Consider the following 20,336-nt stretch of genomic DNA (forward strand, 5'->3'; position numbering starts at 1 on the left):
CCATTATAAGCAACTTGAACGGTTTTGTGAATGGTTAAGATGTTTTTTATTTATTATTACCCGAAAGGAATGGACAAATTCGCATGATATCCTTTGACTCCAAGCGCTTCGAAACCTATGCCCGTCAATGGTTACCAGCTATATTAATCGTGATTTTCCTTATCGTGATCCCACCTGTAGGATTTGCGATAGTTTTCGCTTTCTTCACTGCTCCGCTCATGAATTCCTTAATTGCTCTTACAAAACTGCCGGCTTTTTTAGCTGCTTTACTCATAATGGGGGTGCTTACTTCTTTAGTATACACCTTCCTATTCCTATCAATCAATGGATTGATTTCTGTCATTTGGACAATGGAAGATCAATTAGGTGTAATTATCGAAATGATGGATAGTAAAGGCTGGAATTTACACGCGGCCGCAGAACAATTTATTCAAGTAAGTCATGAAGCGATGGAAGGGATTATTAGTTTACTGCAAAAAACTTTCCAGCAGATTTTCAGTACATTTTTATTTATTATCGCGTATTTCTTCGCTTTACGAGAAAGTGCTACCAATCGCTTTTGGTTTTTAGTATACTTCCCTAAAAACTTCAGACAGGTAGCACGCAGGATTTTTGATAGGTCAAGCCATTTGATGGGACATTTCTTTTCTGTTCAGATTCGACTATTTTTCATGACGTTTATTCTAATGGCAGCCGGTTTTTGGTTGCTTGATTTCGAGTCCTTCTTAACTAAAGCGTTTTTAATTTCATTGGTCGATAGTATTCCGTTCCTTGGCATCGGTCTGGTGTTTTTACCGATGATTGCCTTTTCCTTCTATATTGATGACATGCAATCGGCTATTGGCATATTAGTTTTGTACATCATTTTACTAGTGTGCAGGCAGATGATTGAATCCATTCTGTGGGCACATGCGTTTAAATTACGTACCGTACATTCCTTTGTTATTACCGCTTGCGCTGTCTATTTATTCGGATTATACGGCATTATGTTTTTACCATTCTTCCTATTTATCGCGTTGAAAGTCAAGGAAAATCCTACATTTACATAACTCGGATTTGACCATTACGGATTTTATTGTAAATCCACTTGACGATAAATGGGTACAATAGTTTACGCGGACCGCTGAACAGCAATAATAACCCTACTATGTCTGTAATAAAACCAGGCATGAGTAATAATAACCCACCTAGTAAAATACAGACGCTATCTACTAAAGCTTTACCGGGGGTTTCTCTATTAGCCATACGGTACTGTAAATCACGCCATGCACGAAGTCCTTGTTTCTTCGCAAGATAAGCACCACCAATTCCTGTTGCGATAATAATCAAAATTGTAGGCATGATACCGAGTGTTTTACCTGAAACCATTAATACAGCCAGTTCCGCAGTCGGTACAATAATAAATAATGCTGCTAACCACTTCATATAGTAACCTCCAAAAAAGACCGCTATCTCTTAATGAGAAGCGGTCTGTATGTTTTTACAATACTTTTGCGTGACCGTTGTAGATTACGCCACTCGCTGCGTCCATTGTAATGTCACTGCCATTTTTAATAACAGATGTAATATTTTCAGCACCGACGATCACAGGTATACCGAGACTTAAACCAACCACTGCTGCGTGACTAGTCAGTCCGCCTGTTTCAGTAATGATCCCTGCACATCGCTCAAGCGCTGCAAACATATCACGGTCTGTAGAATGCGTAACCATGATGTCGCCTTCTTTAATTTGTGTCAATGCTTCTTGTGAATTCTTGATGATTTTCGCTTTACCAAAGGCAATGTTTTTGCCGATGCCTTGTCCACGACCGATTAAATCACCGATTACATGTAATTTCATCAAGTTCGTTGTACCTGCTTTACCAACCGGTACACCCGCCGTAATGATGACTACATCACCGTGCGTTACGTATTGATGCTTGACACTTTCTTCGACGGATTCTTGAAGAATTCCATCGATGTCGAGTGCTTTCTTCCCAACAATCGGATACACTCCCCAAACAAGTGTCAGTTTGTTAGAAATTACTTCAGAACGAGTAACCGCAATAATCGGAACACCTGGACGGTATTTCGCGATCATCGTAGCGGTTTGACCACTTTCAGTTGGGGCTAAAATCGCCTTGACGTTCAAGTTTAGTGCTGTATAAGCGGCTGCTTGTCCAATTGCCTCTGTAAGATTCCCTTCTTTTTCTCTCGTTCTTGTGGAAACGACAGAATGGAAGTCCATGGATTCTTCAGTAGATAAAGCAATTTTACACATCACTTTTACAGATTCAACCGGGTACATTCCTGCAGCCGTTTCACCTGAAAGCATGACGGCATCTGAACCATCCAAAATCGCGTTGGCTACATCGCTTGCCTCTGCACGTGTAGGGCGTGGGTTTCTTTGCATAGAATCCAACATTTGAGTTGCTGTGATAACCGGCTTACCGTATTGGTTACATTTACGAATCATCGTTTTTTGTACCAAAGGCACTTCTTCAGCTGGGATTTCTACTCCTAAATCTCCACGAGCAACCATCAGACCGTCAGATAATTGAAGGATTTCATCTAGATTGTCGACACCTTCTTGATTTTCAATCTTCGGCACGATATGGATATGGCCACCATCATTATTTTCAAGTAGTTCACGGATTTGAATGACGTCAGATGCACGACGTACAAATGAAGCCGCGATAAAATCAACGCCTTGTTCAATACCGAACAAGATATCTTCTTTGTCTTTATCCGTAATTCCCGGTAATTGAACGGAAACATTTGGAACGTTGACACCTTTGTTATCTTTTAAAGGACCTGCGTTGATCACTCTTGTGTGGATCAACCCTTTATCCGTATCTTTACCTGTTACTTCAAGTTCGATTAATCCGTCATCTAAAAGGACAAATGAACCACGATCAACATCATGAATTAACTTCTCGTAGGTAACAGAAAAAGTTTCAGCAGTACCAAGCACTTCTTGCATTGCGATATCTACTGCTTGTCCTCGTACCAATTCGATTTGGCCGTCTTTCATTTTGTGCGTCCGAATTTCAGGACCTTTTGTGTCAAGTAGAATGCCTACCACTTTTTCTTTTTCAGCTGCCGCTTTGCGGATTCGTTCAATACGTACTTTATGTTCTTCTTGAGTACCATGGGAGAAGTTTAGACGTGCTACGTTCATCCCCGCGTCAATCAGCTCAAGTAGTCCTTCATATGATTCACTTGCCGGGCCGATTGTACACACAATTTTTGTCTTTCTCACTACTTATCGCTCCTCTGCGTCATGTCGACTCTGACTAATTAGATAGATAATGTTTCTGCCAAATCTAATAATGACAAGTCCAACTTTTCTCGTTTAATAAAGACTTCTTCTAAATTATAGTCTACCACTTTATGATTTCTCATACCAACAGCAGAACTTTTCTTTCCAGACAATAATGTTTCAACAGCTCTTGCCCCGTATTGACTGGCAATTACCCGGTCACGTGCAGATGGCGAGCCACCTCGTTGCATATGTCCTAAAATGGACACACGGGTTTCGACACCCGCTTCTTCCTTCAATATGTCTGCCAGTTGCGTAGCAGACATCATCCCTTCAGCTAGTACGATAATACTGTGTTTTTTACCACGACTCGCACTGCTCTTGAGGCGATCTACAATAGAGTTTACGTCAAATGGCTTCTCAGGCAGTATAATTGATTCCGCACCGCCACCAAGACCCGCCCATAACGCTAGATCACCTGCATCACGGCCCATTACTTCAATAATAAATGAGCGTTCATGTGATGTGGCGGTATCCCGGATTTTATCGATGACTTCGACTACTGTATTCAATGCCGTATCAAAGCCGATCGTAAATTCCGTCCCGGTAATATCGTTATCAATTGTAGCGGGTACACAAGCACAAGGAACACCCAATTTAACTAGCTCATTCGCTCCCTTGAATGACCCATCTCCACCAATAACAACTAACCCTTCAATAGCATGAAGCTTGATCTGCTCCATCGCTTTGGCACGACCTTCTTCCGTCATGAACTCCGGACATCTTGCAGATCGTAATATTGTTCCCCCACGCTGAATGATATCTCCAACAGAACCAAGTTGAAATTGCTCGATTCTCCCATCAATCAATCCTTGATAACCATTAAACACACCCGAAACTTCTACTCCTTCAAAAAGGGCTTTCCTGACTACGGAACGAATGGCCGCATTCATTCCTGGCGCGTCGCCACCGCTTGTTAAGACCGCAATTTTTTTCATGTCGATCCCATCCTTTAATCATGACTTGTATGTACGAGTAAAAGACGCGGTTGCCCGCATCTTTTATTCCGAAAAGACGCCAATATTCCGGAATTTAGTATATCGATTATCAATCAATTCATCTGATGTCAATTCGCATAACGCATGCAATGATCTACGTAGTGTACAACGAATCTCTAGCGACTGTTTGTTTGCATCGCGATGTGCTCCGCCAAGTACTTCGGGAATGATTTCATCAATAATGTTCATTTCTTTCAAATCGGGTGCAGTGATCTTCATCGCTTCCGCCGCCTGCTTAGCAAGTGATGGATCCTTCCACAAAATAGACGCTGCTCCTTCAGGAGAAATAACAGAGTACGTGGAGTTTTCGAGCATATGGATATGGTTGGCTACACCTAGAGCGAGCGCACCTCCACTACCTCCCTCTCCTATTACGATGGAGATTACAGGAACTTTCAAACCAGCCATTTCAACTAAGTTACGAGCAATTGCCTCGCTCTGGCCACGTTCCTCTGCCGCTTTACCAGGATACGCGCCTTTTGTATCAATGAAACAAATAATAGGACGATTGAATTTTTCCGCTTGCTTCATGAGGCGAAGCGCTTTGCGGTATCCTTCAGGATGTGGCATACCAAAGTTTCTTTTGACATTTTCTTTGGTGTCTTTCCCGCGCTGATGTCCTATGATTGTAATGGGTGTTTCTTCAAATGAAGCGATTCCGCCGATGATGGCTTCATCGTCTCCAAAGTTGCGATCTCCATGAAATTCGATAAAATCCTCGAACAACCGATTAATATAATCCATTGTCGTCGGCCGTTCAGGATGTCGTGCAACTTGTACACGATCCCAAGGCTCCATACTTTCATAGATATCTGTTTCCAACTTAGCTAGACGATTTTTCAAATTGACGATTTCAGATGAGAGATCTACATCATTGACTGCCGTATACTCTTCTAGTTCATTAATTTTTTCACGTAGTTTTACGATCGGTTCTTCAAATGCAAGTGTTTTACTCATACAAGTACGGCCCCCTTTTGCGCGTGAAGCTTCAAGATTTTACTCATCACTTCTGGCATTTCATTGCGATGGACGACCGCGTCTAATTGCCCGTGATTCAATAAAAACTCTGCTGTTTGGAAATCTTCAGGCAGTTTTTCACGTACGGTTTGTTCAATTACACGACGTCCCGCAAACCCAATCAAAGCTTTTGGTTCCGCTAGGTTAATATCACCAACTGAGGCAAAGCTCGCAGATACGCCACCTGTGGTTGGGTAGGTCATGATGGAAATATACAATAAACCTTTGTTAGCATGTCTTTCAAGAGCTACACTCACTTTAGCCATTTGCATCAGACTGATGACGCCTTCTTGCATACGGGCACCACCACTTGCTGAAAAGATCATCATAGGTATGCCCAATTCAGTAGCTTTTTCTACAGCTCTCGTGATTTTTTCGCCAACAACCGAACCCATAGAGCCCATACGGAAATGTGCATCCATGACCGCAACAGCGACTTGTGAACCTTGAATCTTTCCGACACCCGTCAGAACCGCTTCATTCAAACCTGTCGCTTTTGCATCCGCTTCTACTTTTTCTGTATACGAAGGGAAATCAAGTGGATTCTCTGTTTTCAAATGATCATCCATTGATTCAAAACTATTGTCGTCAAATAAGTGATCAATTCGTTCTTGAGCCGTCATTTTATAATGATGTTGGCAAGATGGACAAACTTTACCATTTTTCAATAAGTCCTTCGTCAAAATTACGTGCTTACACTCCGGACATTTCGTCATGATTCCTTCTGGCACATCTGCTTTACTCTTGGCAGACGGCATTGTATGTTGGTCAACTTTTGATTTCTTTTTAAATAATTCTTTAATACTCATTCCGTTTCCCTTCTTTCTCCCTCAACTTGATTCATCCATTTTTCATAACAAATTAAGGCTTTTTCCGTATTACCTGCCATCATTTCATCCAGCAGTTCATGCACTATAGCTATTTCCTCAACAGCCTCAATGGCAACATCAAAAGAAACGCCGCTATATTGTTTCAATAAAAACCAAATTTTCAAGGACAGTCGATTTTCAGTAGCGACAATGGTTTCGCGCACCATATCTTCACGCAAAAACACTGACTCTCCATCTATCAATTTACTTTGCATACCAATCCAAACGGGAAGCATGCGCAGTTCTTCATTTTCTGTGATCGTTGTGATCGCTGCTCGCTCATGGATCATCCTTGTTTCAACTACATCTTGGATGGACCGTGCTTGCTGCATAATAAACGTCGAGAGAACTTCTACTAACTGATGTTTTTTGAAATCGGATAGGAATGTTCCTTCGCCTCGCCTCGTCTCAATGAGACCTAGCAATTCCATACTTCGTAACGCCTCGCGTACCGCTGTTCTACTTACTTGCAGCTTTTCTGCCAGGTGACGTTCAGATGGTAACCTATCGCCATATTCGATTTTTTGTTCGCTAATCAGTGATTGTAGTTCTCCGATAATATCCAAAAAACGCTTGGATGATGATTGTGAATTTTGCATGAGGAGAACTCCTTTTTCATACCTTCAGCAGAGTGGTCTGACCACCCTGCATACAAGCATACAAAAAAGTCAGCACTACGTAAAGCAATATCGTAAAAATACAAGTGTTTTTATTTCGTCATTTTTCTCACTGACTGAACGCTCGCTTGCCAAAAAGTCGAAGCATGGTCCATCGTGACGCAGATTGCGTCATGATGGACCATTGAGGACTGTACTAGTATTTTCTTAACCATTTTTCATTCTCCTGAAAAACTAAGCGGCAATAACTGTTCTACTATGAGTTGAACGGATTGATTTCGGAAATCAATGCTTCCTGAAATTCGAACAAATGCTTCCTCTTTTAATTGGACGCTAATCTGTGCATATTGTTTCGGAAATACGGTACAGGAAATTTCTTCAGTCTCATCCTGTAACGTAAGAAACGCCATAGCCTCACCTTTTTTAGTACGAATTCGCCTGATTGACAAAATAATCCCCATACAGTCCACTTTGGTGCCTTGACGCAAAGAAAATAGAGACGCAATGGCTGGTATTTGACTGTATGCATTCCGCTTCAATTGTTCTACAGGATGCTCAGACAAATAAAATCCTAATGTATCATGTTCAAAACCAAGCATAGTCATTTGATCCATGGTGCCACCCGGTGTATATTTCGGTTGCGAATTAAATTGAAACTGATCGCTTAATGCATCATCCCCTATGAAGAGCGCATGGGATTGAGCGGCATCTATGGAAGCAAGGAGCACTGAACGCCTTTCATTAAAATCGTCAAGCGCACCTGCTTTAATTAACGGGATGATCGCTTTTTCTGTAAAATGATCCGCTCCTAGTGAGAGAGCCATGTCAAACATAGAAGACCAACTCCCCTTTTCACGGGCAGTAGCCAATTGCTGGTAGAAGGCGAAATTGACACCTTTTATAGCGCCTAGACCAAGACGAATTGCATGTCCTTCCACTGTATGTGAATAGCGGCTTTTCGTGACAGATGGGGGTAGTATCGGAATACCTTTTGCTTTCATTTCCCGAATAACTTCCATCGTCTTATCTTTACTTCCTGTTAAAGAAGATAAAAACGCGGCGTAAAAATATGTCGGTTCATTGGCTTTAAAAAATGCCAAGCGATACGAAATCAGTGAATACGCCACAGCATGGCTTTTTGGAAATCCGTAATCTGCGAATTTAACGATCAAGTTATAGACGTTGTTTGCCTTCACTTGATCAAATCCTTTTGTACGTGCCCCGGCAATAAAGTGCTGTCTTTCTTCTTCCAGCACTTGCTGATTCTTCTTACTAATGGCTCGTCTCAGAAGATCGGCTTCCGCCATAGTGAAGCCCGCAATATTCACCGCGATTTTCATAATCTGTTCTTGATAGATAATGATGCCGTACGTTTCAGCTAGAATAGGTTCGAGCTCCGGAATGTCATAAACAGTCGGCTCTTGTCCGTTTTTCCGACGGCTATACAGCGGAATAAACTCCATAGGGCCTGGACGATACAACGCATTGACTGAGTAAATATCTTTAAAGTTATCTGGCTGTATCGTTCGCAGGGCGCGACGCATGCCTGGTGATTCGAACTGGAAAATCCCTGTTGTATCTCCTGCTTTAAATAGTTTGTAGGTTGCTTGATCAGTGAGTGGGATCTGTTCGAAGTCAATAACTTGCTTCTTATTGTATTGAATCATGGCACGAATTCTATCGAGTAATGTTAAGTTTCGCAACCCAAGGAAGTCCATCTTCAATAAACCGACTTCTTCTACATCCTTCATCGCCCACTGCGTCAGGAAGACTTCATCCGATCCAATTTGCAAAGGGACATAATGAACAAGCGGTTTCGCAGCAAGTACAACACCCGCAGCATGAGTGGATGCATTTCTCGGTAAATCCTCTAAACGTTCAGCAGCTTGTTGCCACATCTCTCTTCGTCGCTCTACTTGAATCCAGTCACGTAATTTCTTGGACTGCCTGATGGTTTCCTTAAATGACTGTCCACTATTCAATTCATTGGACATGAATCGAACTTCTTCAGGTGTGAAATCCAACACTCTGGCTACATTTCGAGCAACAGCTTTCGTTGAAAGTGTACCGAATGTGATGATCTGTGCGACATATTGTTTACCGTATGTATCTGCCACATAATTTACCACTTCTGTTCTGCGATGGTCGGCAAAATCGATATCGATATCCGGCATCGTCACTCGCTCTGGATTCAAGAAGCGTTCAAATAACAAACCGTATTTAATGGGGTCTACTTCTGTGATACCCAGTGCAAACGCGACTAAAGAGCCTGCTGAAGACCCTCGTCCTGGACCAACTAGGATTCCTTCTGCTTTTGCATAACGCACATAGTCTTCCACTATTAAGAAGTAATCTGTAAAGCCCATCTGTTCTATAATCGATAATTCATAGCGCAACCGTTCTTCATATTCTGGAGATAACGTCTGAAAGCGTAGTTGCAATCCCTTCCTGCAATTTTCTTCCAGCAAATCAATAGGCACTTTGCCATCTACTACAGGAAACTTTGGAAGTAAAAAATCTTCTTTCTGGATAGCTACGTCACAGGAATTCATAATATTTTCCGTTGTTTGTAACCATTCTGGATAATCCGTGAACCAATCCGAAAGTTCTTGTTGTTCAGGCAAATATGCTTGTCGATAACGATTGGGTGGCTTTTTTGAATCATTCAATTTATAGCCTTTACGAATAGCTGTTGCGACTTCATACGCTTGAAAGTCTTCTTTGTGAAGAAAGCGTGTTTCCTGACAAGCCGCTATAGACAATTGACTTTCTTTACTCAATTGAATGATTGCCTCTTCGTCGGTATGTGCCCCTCCACCCGGCCGGCTAATCCCGATAAATGCGGAAACACTAGAAACTTTTTCCATCAGCAACTGTAATACATGGAGGTTACGTGCGTTCGCCCATGAAGAATCCGTCATGGCACATATGATGATGCACCCTTCTCTATAAGCTTGAAGCCAGTTGAGCGGTAAGTTTTCTTCTTCACGTGTCGAAATAGCACTGCTCATTTTCATTAGATTGGAAAAACCTATTTCATCTTGTGCATATATGTATAAAAGCACTTCATGATCTTCGATTTCTAACATAACGGACAAACCAATTACGGGTCGGATACCGTATTTCACTAACATTTTACTGAATGATCGAACACCATATAATTTACTGTTGACGATCGCAGCAGAAGAAGCCCCTCTTTTTTGCAAAAGAGGAGCCAGTTCATCTAACTTTACAATTCCACGCAATAAGTCTGCGCCCGTTACGATTTGCGGATACATCAGGTTCATTTCAATCCCTCAGCTCTGCTTAATAGTTTCTGCAAAGTTCTTGCAGTTTGACGATGATTTCATCTACTTCTGTCCATGAGTATGCGGAAGCGCCTGAGGCTAATGGATGACCGCCACCATTATACTGCATCGCTAACGTATTGATGACTGGACCTTTCGAACGTAGGCGGACACGGATTTGATTTTTCTCTTCAATAAAGATAATCCATGCACAAATCCCTTTAACATCTCCTAGTGACCCTACTAGTTGAGATGTCTCAGACACTGTGACATCGAACTGTTCCAATATGTCTTGTGTTAATTTAATATACGCTGCACCATTTTCATCAATCGTAAAGTTTTGGTAGATATACCCTTGCAAATGCAAGATTTTACGATCTACTTCATACATGCCCGCGAATAATTTCGTGCGATCAAAAGGTTGCTTGATTAATGAGCTGGCAACTTCAAATGTTTTTTCCGTTGTGCTCGGGAACATAAAGCGGCCTGTATCTCCCACAATTCCTGCGAATAAAAAACGTGCCGCTTCCGGAGACATTTCCCAACCGTACGACGCTTGACCTTCTTCATACAGTGTATGGATCATTTCTGAGCAAGAACTTGCATCTGTATTCACCCATCGCTCATCGCCGTATGGATCTTCGTTCGGGTGATGGTCAATTTTTAATAAAAATGAACCTTTGTTGTAAAAGGATCCGTCAATGCGATCCGTGTTTGCTGTATCGGTGACGATGACGAGAGCTCCTTCGTAATCTGCTTCAGTCACTGTATTCGGTTCCCCTAAATAGCCTAATAATTCATCATGTGTTCCTGCTGCAAGTACTTGTTTTTTTGGATAGTTCTTCTCAATAAGTGCTTTCAACCCCATTTGTGATCCATATGCATCTGGATCCGGTCGGACGTGACGATGGATGATGATTTTTTCGTATTTCTCAATTGTGTCAATGATTTGTCGTTTCATGTATATTCCCCCAGGTTCCTGTACAAGTATTCGCATTTCCCAGTAAAAGCCGCTACAATATATATTGAACCTCTACTGTTAGGTAGTAGGTTATTTTGTATGTAATGGAGGCTTTTTTGATGGAAATGGTTAATTTTATTTTTGTTTTTGGTATCGTCGCTTCAGGCGTATTCTATTTTGTTTTCAAAACACGACAATTCCGCACAAGCCATATGTTTCCCATCCGTAAAAAGATGTATGCAAGTTTGGCCGGCACAGCACTTGGTGCCCTATTGATCTTCTTCGGAATTAATCAATTGCTCATATTTGATGGCGTACTAACCTATATCGTGTCAGCTATATTCATTTTATTTGGTGGATATGTGGCCATATTTAACTTTAATGCTCAGAAACATTATAAGCAGTTTGTAGCTGAAGAACGTGAACTAAACAAAGCTGATGTCAATTGACGTCAGTTTTTTTATTTCTCAAAAAGCTGGAAAGTCCCCATAGCTTTCGCTACAATCCCGTCGTTTGACGTTAATTCGATTTCCAGTTTGATGAATCGGCGACTCAAGTGAATAATCTTTGGCTCTACTGTTACCGTTGCGCCAAGTTGCACTTGTTTGATGAAATAGATTGTCACGTTTTCAGGCACACTTTCGCCACGTTTTTGAAGCTTAATCGTACGACTGCCTGCTTCTGTCAGAATCGTCAGCATCGCTCCGTAAGACAATGAACCAAATTGATTGGTCATCTGCGGCACCACAGCGAACTCGATTTTTTCAGGTGAATTGGCAATGGCTTTCATTTGGTTTTTGACGATGTCGTCAATGGTTTCTCCTTGTTGCGGTTGACGTTGCGTCATTTGCAATGCTTTTAGGACATCCTGACGACTGATGATCCCTTCGAGGACTCCAGCATCATTAACGACAGGCATTAAATCAATACCTTCCCAAATCATACTGTGCCCTGCGGATGCCACACTCATTTTTCCGTTTACAGTAATTGGACCTGGCGTCATAACTTTCCCAATAGTTTCTACATCGGGTTTACTGACGACATCGCGAGACGTAATAATCCCTACTAATGTGCCATCAGATTTCACTACAGGGTAGGCTGAGTGCGATGTTTGATGATTGACTTCGTAAAATTGGTCGACTGAATCCTCAGGAGATAATGTCACTGTACTGGCCAGTGGCGTTAAAATATCCTCAACCAATAGTATCTCTTTTTCAATCAACTGATCATAAATCGCTCGGTTTAGCATAGTCGCTACTGTGAAAGTATCGTAACTTGTTGAAATCACAGGCAAATTCATTTCGTCTGCTAGCTGCTTCACTTCATCTGTCGCATCGAAGCCACCCGTAACAAGTACAGCTGCCCCCGCTTTAATCGCAATTTCATGCGCTTTCAAACGATTTCCTACAATTAATAAACTGCCTGCATCGATATATCGGATCATATCCTCAAGCTGCATGGCTCCCACTACAAATTTCGTTAATGTTTTATGTAATCCATCCCGTCCACCCAGCACGACGCCGTCCACAATGTTGATGACTTCTGCAAATGTTAGACGTTCAATATTTTCTTTTTTCTTTTTCTCAATTCGGATTGTACCTACACGTTCAATAGTATTCACCAGTTTTTGATTTTCCGCTTCTTTTATCGCTCGGTAAGCGGTTCCATCACTGACTTCCAATACTTTCGCAACTTGGCGGACAGAGATCTTTTCTCCCACGGCCAAGCTTTCGATATAACGCAAAATCTGCTCGTGTTTAGTTGACATGATTTCACCTTTTTCTTCGACCTAGTTTAAGGTTTCGGCTTTTTGATAATCATACCATAAAACCATAAAAAAAACGGTCTAAGACACTAACAATGCGCCTTAGACCGTAATTTTTCATTTCACATTTTACAGTTCGATTGATTCTCCTGATTCCATTATTCTCACTTCATAATCCGTTACGAGTGACTTGAAGTCTTCAGGATCCACTTCGATTGGTGGGAAAGTATTGAAATGAACCGGAACAGTTAGCTTCGGTTTCAGCAACTCGACTGCTTTTGCGGCATCTTTAGGACCCATCGTGAAATTATCACCAATCGGTAAGAACGCCACATCAATTCCATCTTCCCCATACAGTTTCATATCACTAAACAGCGAAGTATCCCCTGCATGATAGATTACTTTATCTTCTATCGTCAATAGTAAACCCGCGGGCATACCTGTATATATAATCTCATTATCTTCCGTTGTATAGGAAGAACTATGGAATGCCTGTGTATATTTCACGGTACCAAAATCAAACTCTTTTGCTCCACCAATGTTCATTCCATGTGTTTTCAATCCTTGGAATCCAAGGTATACGGCTAATTCATTCGGTGCTACAACAAGTATGTCTTCCCTTTTAGCAATATCCATCGTATCGCCTACATGGTCATTATGTCCGTGCGTTAGTAAAATCACGTCCGGTTTTTCATCTTCCGCTTGTAGATCTGTTAATTTATTACCTGTAATGAAAGGATCGATTAAAATTGTTTTTTCTTTCGTCTCAATTTTTACGATCGAATGACCATGGTATGAGATTTTCACAACGATCACACTCCTCTTTTAAATTACCTACTCTCTCTATACCTTCTGCAAAACAGCTTAAAACCCTCTTATTTGTTATACTAACCAAAACGGAGGAGGAGATAATTTGACGAACATTCAAAAAGTACAAGATTTCTTAGAGAAACATAATATTGATGCAGCACTCATAACGAATCCAGATAACATATTTTATCTGACTGATTTCCGAAGCGATCCCCACGAGCGGTTACTAGCTGTAGTCGTTTTCAAAGAAGCGGACCCATTTATTATTTGTCCAGCTATGGAAGTGGCCGATGTAAAAGCAATCGGTTGGCAGTATGATGCTATCGGTTATAAGGATACAGATAATGCGTTTGAATTTTTAGATCAAGCCATAACGGAACGGATTTCTACATGTTCATTGCTCGCAATCGAAAAAGAACATCTAACTGTTGATCGATTCGAAATACTGCAAGAGCGTTTCCCTGCCCTACAATTCGCAAAGTTGGATGATGAACTGGCAAATAATCGTCTGATCAAAAATGATGTGGAGCTTCAGCATTTACGTAAAGCAGCTGAATTAGCAGATTATGCAATTGAAGTAGGTTGCAATGAAATCGCAGAAGGAAAAACCGAACTAGAAATAGTTCAAGCTGTTGAACAAGCTGTGAAACAAAAAGGTGCAGAAAAGATGTCATTCGATACCATTATCGTTTCCGGTACAAAAACCGCTTCACCTCATGGTATTCCAGGAGATAAAAGAATTGAAAAAGGTGATTTCATCTTATTTGATCTAGGTGTTGTGTATAAAGGTTACTGCTCTGACATCACGCGTACGATTGCCTTTGGCGAGCCTACAGAAGAAAAGCGTAAAATTTATGAGACGGTCAAGAAAGCACAACAAGCAGCTATTGATGTAGTACGTCCTGGCACATTAGCTCGGGAAGTTGATCATGCGGCACGGTCCATCATTGAAGAAGCAGGATACGGAAAGTTGTTCCCGCACCGTATTGGCCATGGTCTTGGTATTTCTGTTCATGAGTTCCCTTCCTTAACAGGCACGAATGATATGCCACTTCAAGAAGGTATGGTATTCACAATTGAGCCAGGTATATATGATCCAGCTATCACGGGTGTGCGGATTGAGGATGATCTGTATGTAACCAAAGATGGTGTCGAAGTGTTAACGAAGTTCCCTAAAGATTTGAAAATCGTCGGTGAATAATAAGCATGAAGAGAAAAAACTGAAGACAAACTCCAATTCAGGGGTTTGTCTTCAGTCCTAGACCGCTACTTTATGTAGTGGTCTTGTTTAGTTTAGATTGTTTCTAGTACTTCTTCAATGTTTACGTGATCCAACTCTTGCGCTTCTGCTACTGCTTTGTATGTTATTTTTCCAGCTAGTGTGTTAATTCCTTTACGTAGTGCTTCGTTATCTGTACATGCTTTTTTGACGCCTTTATTAGCGATTTGAAGAGCGTAAGGGATCGTCACGTTTGTCAGTGCCATGGTAGATGTTTGTGGAACTGCACCTGGCATGTTCGCTACTGCGTAGTGAATAACACCGTGTTTCGTATATGTTGGGTCATCGTGTGTTGTAACGCGGTCCGATGTCTCGAAAATCCCACCTTGATCAATAGCAATATCAATAACTACAGAGCCAGGGCCCATAGACTTTACCATTTCTTCTGTTACGAGAGTCGGCGCCTTTGCACCTGGAATCAGAACGCAACCGATTACCAAATCTGCATCTTTTACTGCTTTAGCGATGTTAAACGGATTGGATACTAATGTTTGAATATGCTCTCCGAAAATCTCATCAAGCTGACGTACACGCTCAACCGATAGATCCAAGATCGTTACGTGTGCACCGATTCCGATTGCCACACGTGCAGCATTTGTACCTGCTTGTCCGCCACCAATGATGGTGATTTTCCCGCGTGATACACCTGGTACTCCAGCAAGCAAAATCCCTTTGCCGCCTTTCGTCTTTTCCAAGTACTGTGCGCCGATTTGCGTTGCCATACGGCCCGCTACTTCACTCATTGGTGCTAGTAGAGGTAGGCCACCGCCAGGAAGTTGAACTGTTTCATAAGCTATTGCTGTTACTTTTTTATTAAGCAATTCTTGTGTTAACTTTAACTCTGGTGCTAAATGAAGATATGCAAATAGAATTAATCCTTCACGGAAATACTGATATTCTGACTCTGCAGGTTCTTTAACTTTCAGTACCATATCCGCTTCCCATACTTCAGCGGCAGAATCTACGATTGTCGCGCCTGCTTCTTGATACTCTTCATCCTGGAAACTCGAACCGATTCCAGCACCTTTTTCAATTAATACTTCATGACCAGCGTTTAGTAGAGTTAGTACACTTGAAGGGGCTATTGCCACTCGGTTCTCATTATTTTTAATCTCTTTTGGAACACCAATACGCATGCAAAATCCTCCTAGAATGGTAATTTCTTTTCATTCATTTTTCATTATCTCATTGTCGATTCATGACTATTTAATCTTATCAGAAAATAGCTAGATTTACCTCTTTTTTTCAACGTTATTCCATACAAACTTCATTTTCTAAATTTTGATAAAACATTTCGACAAAAAAAGAAGGACTATCATAAACAACGTAGAATAAGAATAGTGTAGAAAGAATTTAATTTTAAGGATGGAGTGGTAATTATGGCACTTACTTACAAAGACATCATCGTAGCCGTGGATGGTTCAGATGAGGCGAAATGGGCTTTCAAGAAAGCGATCGCCATTGCAGATCGTAATGACGCAACTCTTCACTTGATCAATATTATTGATACACGTTCTTATGCAGCAGTTGAAGCGTATGATCGTTCAATCGCTGAGCGTGCGCAGAAATACGCTGAAGAGTTGTTAACTGATTATCGTAATGAAGCTGTCGCAGCGGGCGTTGCAAATGTTGAGATCCACGTAGAATACGGTTCTCCTAAGACGTTAATCCCACGCGATATCGCTAAGAAACTTAATGCAGATTTAATTATCTGTGGTGCTACAGGTCTAAACCGTGTAGAACGTTTCTTAATCGGAAGTGTTTCCGAGAATATCGTGCGTTCTGCGAAGTGTGATGTACTAGTTGTACGTACACCGGAACATCTACAAGGCTAATGAGTAACTACAGACTGTCCAAGGAGTCGTTCATTCGATTTCTCGTGGCAGTCTTTTTTTGTTCTTGCCTATCAAGAGTTAGCGGTGGGCGCCGTTGATCAACGTTCCAAGTAATGCTTTTACGATCTTTTAAAAAATCCCGACTGTCAGGATTCTGACGGTCGGGATTTTGTGTGATTTATTCAACTGCTACTTTCTCTGCTTCTACTGGTACTGGAATTTCCGCGATGCGCACAGTGTCGCGCGCTAGCATGATTTCTTCGTTTGTTGGGATGATCAGTACTTTGACTGGTGAATGCGGGAAGCTGATATACGCTTCTTCTCCGCGGATGTTGTTAAGGCTTGGGTCGAAGTAGACACCCATGAATTCCAATCCGTTCATTACTTTTTCACGAACGATTGCACTATTCTCGCCAATCCCTGCTGTGAAGATAATTGCATCCACTCCACCCATTCCAGCTGCGTATTGCCCGATGTGTTGGTGGATACGATCTGTGAAGACGTCCAGAGCCAATTGCGCACGGTGGTTGCCTTGTTCTGCAGCTTCCGTAATATCGCGCAAGTCACTTGAAAATCCACTAATTCCAAGTAGTCCTGATTTTTTATTTAACGTGTTGACTACTTCTTCAGCTGACTCATTCGTACGCTCCATCATATACGGAATAAGAGCCGGATCAATATTACCTGACCGTGTGCCCATAATTACTCCTGCTAACGGAGTGAAGCCCATAGACGTGTCTACTGACTTACCACCTTTAACAGCTGCAATACTCGCGCCGTTTCCTAAGTGACAAGAGATTAGACGTGTATCTTCAAGTGGTCTATTCAAGATTTTTGCAGCACGCTCCGTTACGTATTTATGGCTCGTCCCATGGAAACCGTATTTACGAATCCCGTATTTTTCATAGTATTCATATGGTAACGCATACAAAAATGCTTTTTCAGGCATCGTCTGGTGAAATGCTGTATCAAAGATTGCAACTGAAGGTGTATTTGGTAGCGCTTTCTCAAAAGCTTTAATTCCTACAATGTTTGCTGGATTATGCAAAGGTGCGAAGCTTGAAATTTCTTCAAGTCTCTCGACCACTTCATCTGTAATTAATACCGAATCACTATAAAGTTCTCCCCCATGAACAACACGGTGACCGATTCCGTCAATCTCATCATAGGATGAAACGACTCCCTCGCTGAGTAAATGCTCCAAAAGCATCTCAACTGCCATCGAGTGATCTGTAACGTCTACTACTTTCTCGATTTTCTTTTCGGCAGTTGCCATTGTGAAAACCGATTTTTCTAAACCAATTCGTTCGAATAACCCCTTAGTAATTTCTTCTTCGTTCCTCATTTCAATCAATTGAAACTTCAAAGAAGAACTGCCCGCATTTATCGACAAAATCTTCGGCATAAATACCCACCCCTTAAAATAATTACGTCGTAGAACGTTTGAATTTATTATAGTATCTAACTATTTTAAAAGCAATTGAATTCATGGATCTGTACTATCTTTCTGCTAATATATTCGCGAATTAAAAAAGAAGAGAAGTGACTTTTCGTCACTCCTCTTCTTCATCCATCCATGCACTTAGTTTATCGAAGAACTTTTGCATAGCGGTTGTATTGCCAAGCTCAGGTATTTTCGCTAACAATACGTCCGGCAAGACAAAGTTTTCATTTGGCGGTTGTTGTAATAATAAAATACTTTTCGCGAAACGCTGATCCGCAAATAATGAAGAAGGCAATTCAAGCAAGCCTCTTAATAATTTATGTTCTTTGACAAAATTCAAAATGGGTTCTGCCCCTTCAGCAGTCAACAACTTCGAAGGAACAATGAATAATCCATAACCACCCGGCTTCACGTAGCGCATAGATTGCTCAATATATAAATAATGAGAGAAAGCATGGCCTTCAGGTGCCATTAGTTCATAATCCAAAGCGACTTCATCGTCAGGATAATAGCCTACAGGTAAGTCACTCACTACCGCATCGACTACATCAATAGGTAACGGACGAAGCGCGTCTTGTAAATAAAATGATACCGGCAACTCCAATAAATTGGCTGTCGCCACAGCAATTTGGATCAACACATCATCGATTTCAACTGCACTGGCAGAAGCAGAACCTTTGTATTGATTCAATACTGTAAACAACAAATTCCCTGTTCCTGCTGCGGGATCCAATAACGTGACAGGCTGGGTTGAGTCTAGTAATTTATTGACTAAATAGCCCATCAAAAAGCCAATTGTATCAGGAGTCATTTGGTGATGAGCTTGTGTGGACTGCTTCAATCCTTTTAATAAGGCTAGTTGAATTCCTTTACGAATTTCCTCTTTCTCTGGATCTTGTAAGTCTACGGCTGACGGTTGATCGAGCCACTTTTCACTAGCTTCCAACACCGCATCCAAATACAATCCTTCAGTAGCCGCCGCATGATTGTCGTAATACGTAAAAACTTTTTCCATATTGTTCATTTGAAATTCCTCCAAGAAGAAACCCACCTCTTGTTCAGGTGGGTTTTTTAATTAATTCAATTCTTTTACTGCTTTGATTGCTGCATCATAATCTGGGTGGTCTGTCGCTTCACTCACATATTCAACATATGTGACTTTGTCATCACGATCGACAACGAAGATAGAACGAGTCAATAATCGTAATTCCTCAATCGCCGTACCAAATGCTTTACCGAATGAAAGATCACGGTGATCGGAATATAAGTGTAAATTCTCTACGTTCTCATTTTCTTTCCAACGCCCTTGTGCAAACGGAAGGTCGCAAGAAATCGTCATGACTTCCACATCCTCACCGAGTGAAGTTGCTTCGTCGTTGAAACGCTTAGTCTGGATGGAACATACACCTGTATCAACAGAAGGCACAACACTAATCAAACGTACTTTACCTTTTGAATCGTCAAGTGTAACAGGATTCAAATCATTCGCAAGCACTGTGAAGCTTGGTGCCTGATCTCCCACTTTCACCTCTGAACCTAATAGATGAATCGGATTATCTTTGAATGTAACTTGTACCATAACTAACCACTCCTTTTAAGCTAGTGTACTAAACTGTAGGGTCATCATGCAACTGATGGTGTTCAGGGTGAATGATTTTCTGTACTTCTTTCCTCTCAAATGTTCGTTCATGAACCACAACCGTGTCGGCGAAAACATCATGAAGTGCTTTCTTTTGTGGTAAGAATAACACTAGCAAATACGGAATCCATAGCATTTGTGAAATGAAACGGCCGAAACCTTCCCTAAAGATAACGGAGCTAAAGCTTAACTTCTCGCCGTTTGTTTTCATCACACGAATTCCCATAATCATTTTCCCTATAGTTTGCCCCGCTATTTTCGTCATCAAGATAAAATACAACAATAACAAGACAAGTGCTGTCACTTTATACGGGCTGAATAAAAAGGCAGAGGGCTTGGTGATCGCAATATCGAGCACACGGAACACCGGCTTGACAAAGATGCCGCTAACAGCCGAAAGAATCAGCATGTCGATTAAAAATGCCCACAGTCTGATCCAGAAGCCTGCATACTTTGGCACGAGCGTCTGTTCAAGTCGCACGGTTGGTTGCGTATCTAGCAGTTCATTCGTCAT

The 20,336-nt window shown here is 41.5% G+C and carries 20 protein-coding genes; 4 read left to right on the top strand and 16 right to left on the bottom strand.

The features are described 5' to 3' along the window. Nucleotides 1-83 precede the first annotated feature (83 nt). Nucleotides 84-1,049 (top strand): AI-2E family transporter, encoded by a 966-nt coding sequence (locus CSV72_RS05365; RefSeq protein WP_099677458.1) that lies wholly within the window; start codon nucleotides 84-86, stop codon nucleotides 1,047-1,049. Here CSV72_RS05365 and CSV72_RS05370 read toward each other — a convergent pair. From CSV72_RS05370 to CSV72_RS05405, 9 genes are all read right to left on the bottom strand, one after another. Then, nucleotides 1,042-1,425 carry an FxsA family protein gene (locus CSV72_RS05370; protein WP_099661234.1) on the bottom strand — a complete coding sequence of 128 codons (384 nt, stop codon included), beginning with the start codon at nucleotides 1,423-1,425 and terminating at the stop codon, nucleotides 1,042-1,044. The two genes, CSV72_RS05365 and CSV72_RS05370, sit on opposite strands and share 8 nt — an antisense overlap. Before the next feature lie 55 nt (nucleotides 1,426-1,480). Continuing rightward, nucleotides 1,481-3,241: a pyruvate kinase gene (gene pyk, locus CSV72_RS05375; RefSeq protein ID WP_099677459.1), complete on the bottom strand. Its 1,761-nt coding sequence runs from the start codon at nucleotides 3,239-3,241 to the stop codon at nucleotides 1,481-1,483. Nucleotides 3,242-3,279: 38 nt separating this feature from the next. Beyond that, entirely contained in the window at nucleotides 3,280-4,239 is a 960-nt protein-coding gene (gene pfkA, locus CSV72_RS05380; protein WP_099677460.1) for a 6-phosphofructokinase, read from the bottom strand. A 63-nt stretch (nucleotides 4,240-4,302) separates the two neighbouring features. Then, nucleotides 4,303-5,256, bottom strand: a complete 954-nt coding sequence (locus CSV72_RS05385) for an acetyl-CoA carboxylase carboxyltransferase subunit alpha (RefSeq protein ID WP_099677461.1) — start codon at nucleotides 5,254-5,256, stop codon at nucleotides 4,303-4,305. Continuing rightward, nucleotides 5,253-6,125: an acetyl-CoA carboxylase, carboxyltransferase subunit beta gene (accD, locus tag CSV72_RS05390; RefSeq protein WP_099677462.1), complete on the bottom strand. Its 873-nt coding sequence runs from the start codon at nucleotides 6,123-6,125 to the stop codon at nucleotides 5,253-5,255. The genes CSV72_RS05385 and accD overlap by 4 nt, the downstream gene beginning before the upstream one ends. Next, nucleotides 6,122-6,784, bottom strand: a complete 663-nt coding sequence (locus CSV72_RS05395; RefSeq protein WP_099677463.1) for a FadR/GntR family transcriptional regulator — start codon at nucleotides 6,782-6,784, stop codon at nucleotides 6,122-6,124. The genes accD and CSV72_RS05395 overlap by 4 nt, the downstream gene beginning before the upstream one ends. 110 nt (nucleotides 6,785-6,894) lie before the next feature. Continuing rightward, nucleotides 6,895-7,017: a hypothetical protein gene (locus CSV72_RS17125; RefSeq protein WP_255407583.1), complete on the bottom strand. Its 123-nt coding sequence runs from the start codon at nucleotides 7,015-7,017 to the stop codon at nucleotides 6,895-6,897. Nucleotides 7,018-7,020: 3 nt separating this feature from the next. After that, a complete protein-coding gene (locus tag CSV72_RS05400; RefSeq protein ID WP_099677464.1) occupies nucleotides 7,021-10,089 on the bottom strand; it encodes a DNA polymerase III subunit alpha in 3,069 nt (1,022 codons plus the stop codon). Nucleotides 10,090-10,108: 19 nt separating this feature from the next. After that, nucleotides 10,109-11,050 carry a DHH family phosphoesterase gene (locus CSV72_RS05405; protein ID WP_099677465.1) on the bottom strand — a complete coding sequence of 314 codons (942 nt, stop codon included), beginning with the start codon at nucleotides 11,048-11,050 and terminating at the stop codon, nucleotides 10,109-10,111. 119 nt (nucleotides 11,051-11,169) lie between these two features. Here CSV72_RS05405 and CSV72_RS05410 point away from each other — a divergent pair, with 119 nt between their 5' ends. Then, nucleotides 11,170-11,499 (top strand): YtpI family protein, encoded by a 330-nt coding sequence (locus CSV72_RS05410; protein WP_099632810.1) that lies wholly within the window; start codon nucleotides 11,170-11,172, stop codon nucleotides 11,497-11,499. A gap of 11 nt (nucleotides 11,500-11,510) precedes the next feature. On the opposite strand, the gene CSV72_RS05415 is transcribed toward CSV72_RS05410, so the two are convergent. Both CSV72_RS05415 and CSV72_RS05420 read right to left on the bottom strand, forming a co-directional pair. Next, on the bottom strand, nucleotides 11,511-12,818 hold the full coding sequence (locus CSV72_RS05415; RefSeq protein ID WP_099677466.1) for a DRTGG domain-containing protein: 1,308 nt from the start codon (nucleotides 12,816-12,818) through the stop codon (nucleotides 11,511-11,513). 126 nt (nucleotides 12,819-12,944) lie between these two features. Continuing rightward, entirely contained in the window at nucleotides 12,945-13,622 is a 678-nt protein-coding gene (locus tag CSV72_RS05420) for a metal-dependent hydrolase (RefSeq protein WP_099677467.1), read from the bottom strand. Nucleotides 13,623-13,728: 106 nt separating this feature from the next. Between CSV72_RS05420 and CSV72_RS05425 the strand changes: the two genes are divergently transcribed. Continuing rightward, a complete protein-coding gene (locus CSV72_RS05425) occupies nucleotides 13,729-14,826 on the top strand; it encodes a M24 family metallopeptidase (protein WP_099677468.1) in 1,098 nt (365 codons plus the stop codon). Between the two features lie 92 nt (nucleotides 14,827-14,918). Here CSV72_RS05425 and ald read toward each other — a convergent pair whose 3' ends face one another. Next, the gene (gene ald, locus CSV72_RS05430) at nucleotides 14,919-16,040 is read right to left on the bottom strand and encodes an alanine dehydrogenase (RefSeq protein WP_099677469.1); all 1,122 of its coding nucleotides are present in this window, start codon (nucleotides 16,038-16,040) and stop codon (nucleotides 14,919-14,921) included. A gap of 243 nt (nucleotides 16,041-16,283) precedes the next feature. Here ald and CSV72_RS05435 point away from each other — a divergent pair, with 243 nt between their 5' ends. Beyond that, the gene (locus tag CSV72_RS05435) at nucleotides 16,284-16,739 is read left to right on the top strand and encodes a universal stress protein (RefSeq protein ID WP_099632805.1); all 456 of its coding nucleotides are present in this window, start codon (nucleotides 16,284-16,286) and stop codon (nucleotides 16,737-16,739) included. Between the two features lie 178 nt (nucleotides 16,740-16,917). Here CSV72_RS05435 and CSV72_RS05440 read toward each other — a convergent pair whose 3' ends face one another. The 4 genes from CSV72_RS05440 to CSV72_RS05455 form a co-directional block, all read right to left on the bottom strand. After that, nucleotides 16,918-18,144 (bottom strand): acetate kinase, encoded by a 1,227-nt coding sequence (locus CSV72_RS05440; RefSeq protein ID WP_099677470.1) that lies wholly within the window; start codon nucleotides 18,142-18,144, stop codon nucleotides 16,918-16,920. Between the two features lie 148 nt (nucleotides 18,145-18,292). Continuing rightward, complete coding sequence (locus CSV72_RS05445) at nucleotides 18,293-19,207, bottom strand: class I SAM-dependent methyltransferase (protein ID WP_099677508.1); 915 nt, start codon at nucleotides 19,205-19,207, stop codon at nucleotides 18,293-18,295. A gap of 51 nt (nucleotides 19,208-19,258) precedes the next feature. Further along, nucleotides 19,259-19,762 carry a thiol peroxidase gene (gene tpx / locus CSV72_RS05450; RefSeq protein ID WP_099632802.1) on the bottom strand — a complete coding sequence of 168 codons (504 nt, stop codon included), beginning with the start codon at nucleotides 19,760-19,762 and terminating at the stop codon, nucleotides 19,259-19,261. A gap of 28 nt (nucleotides 19,763-19,790) precedes the next feature. Next, complete coding sequence (locus CSV72_RS05455) at nucleotides 19,791-20,336, bottom strand: RDD family protein (protein ID WP_233190364.1); 546 nt, start codon at nucleotides 20,334-20,336, stop codon at nucleotides 19,791-19,793.

It is taken from the genome of Sporosarcina sp. P20a (assembly GCF_002743175.1).
Lineage (GTDB): Bacteria > Bacillota > Bacilli > Bacillales_A > Planococcaceae > Sporosarcina.

What these genes read in the sequence shown, in the direction of transcription:
- pfkA (WP_099677460.1), bottom strand. Translation starts at nt 4,239, where the DNA reads ATGAAAAAAATTGCGGTCTTAACAAGCGGTGGCGACGCGCCAGGAATG.
- CSV72_RS05400 (WP_099677464.1), bottom strand. Translation starts at nt 10,089, where the DNA reads ATGAACCTGATGTATCCGCAAATCGTAACGGGCGCAGACTTATTGCGT.
- CSV72_RS05385 (WP_099677461.1), bottom strand. Translation starts at nt 5,256, where the DNA reads ATGAGTAAAACACTTGCATTTGAAGAACCGATCGTAAAACTACGTGAA.
- ald (WP_099677469.1), bottom strand. Translation starts at nt 16,040, where the DNA reads ATGCGTATTGGTGTTCCAAAAGAGATTAAAAATAATGAGAACCGAGTG.
- tpx (WP_099632802.1), bottom strand. Translation starts at nt 19,762, where the DNA reads ATGGTACAAGTTACATTCAAAGATAATCCGATTCATCTATTAGGTTCA.
- CSV72_RS05445 (WP_099677508.1), bottom strand. Translation starts at nt 19,207, where the DNA reads ATGAACAATATGGAAAAAGTTTTTACGTATTACGACAATCATGCGGCG.
- CSV72_RS05395 (WP_099677463.1), bottom strand. Translation starts at nt 6,784, where the DNA reads ATGCAAAATTCACAATCATCATCCAAGCGTTTTTTGGATATTATCGGA.
- CSV72_RS05405 (WP_099677465.1), bottom strand. Translation starts at nt 11,050, where the DNA reads ATGAAACGACAAATCATTGACACAATTGAGAAATACGAAAAAATCATC.
- accD (WP_099677462.1), bottom strand. Translation starts at nt 6,125, where the DNA reads ATGAGTATTAAAGAATTATTTAAAAAGAAATCAAAAGTTGACCAACAT.
- CSV72_RS05410 (WP_099632810.1), top strand. Translation starts at nt 11,170, where the DNA reads ATGGAAATGGTTAATTTTATTTTTGTTTTTGGTATCGTCGCTTCAGGC.
- CSV72_RS05435 (WP_099632805.1), top strand. Translation starts at nt 16,284, where the DNA reads ATGGCACTTACTTACAAAGACATCATCGTAGCCGTGGATGGTTCAGAT.
- CSV72_RS05455 (WP_233190364.1), bottom strand. Translation starts at nt 20,336, where the DNA reads ATGACGAATGAACTGCTAGATACGCAACCAACCGTGCGACTTGAACAG.
- CSV72_RS05370 (WP_099661234.1), bottom strand. Translation starts at nt 1,425, where the DNA reads ATGAAGTGGTTAGCAGCATTATTTATTATTGTACCGACTGCGGAACTG.
- CSV72_RS17125 (WP_255407583.1), bottom strand. Translation starts at nt 7,017, where the DNA reads ATGGTTAAGAAAATACTAGTACAGTCCTCAATGGTCCATCATGACGCA.
- CSV72_RS05440 (WP_099677470.1), bottom strand. Translation starts at nt 18,144, where the DNA reads ATGCCGAAGATTTTGTCGATAAATGCGGGCAGTTCTTCTTTGAAGTTT.
- CSV72_RS05415 (WP_099677466.1), bottom strand. Translation starts at nt 12,818, where the DNA reads ATGTCAACTAAACACGAGCAGATTTTGCGTTATATCGAAAGCTTGGCC.
- CSV72_RS05365 (WP_099677458.1), top strand. Translation starts at nt 84, where the DNA reads ATGATATCCTTTGACTCCAAGCGCTTCGAAACCTATGCCCGTCAATGG.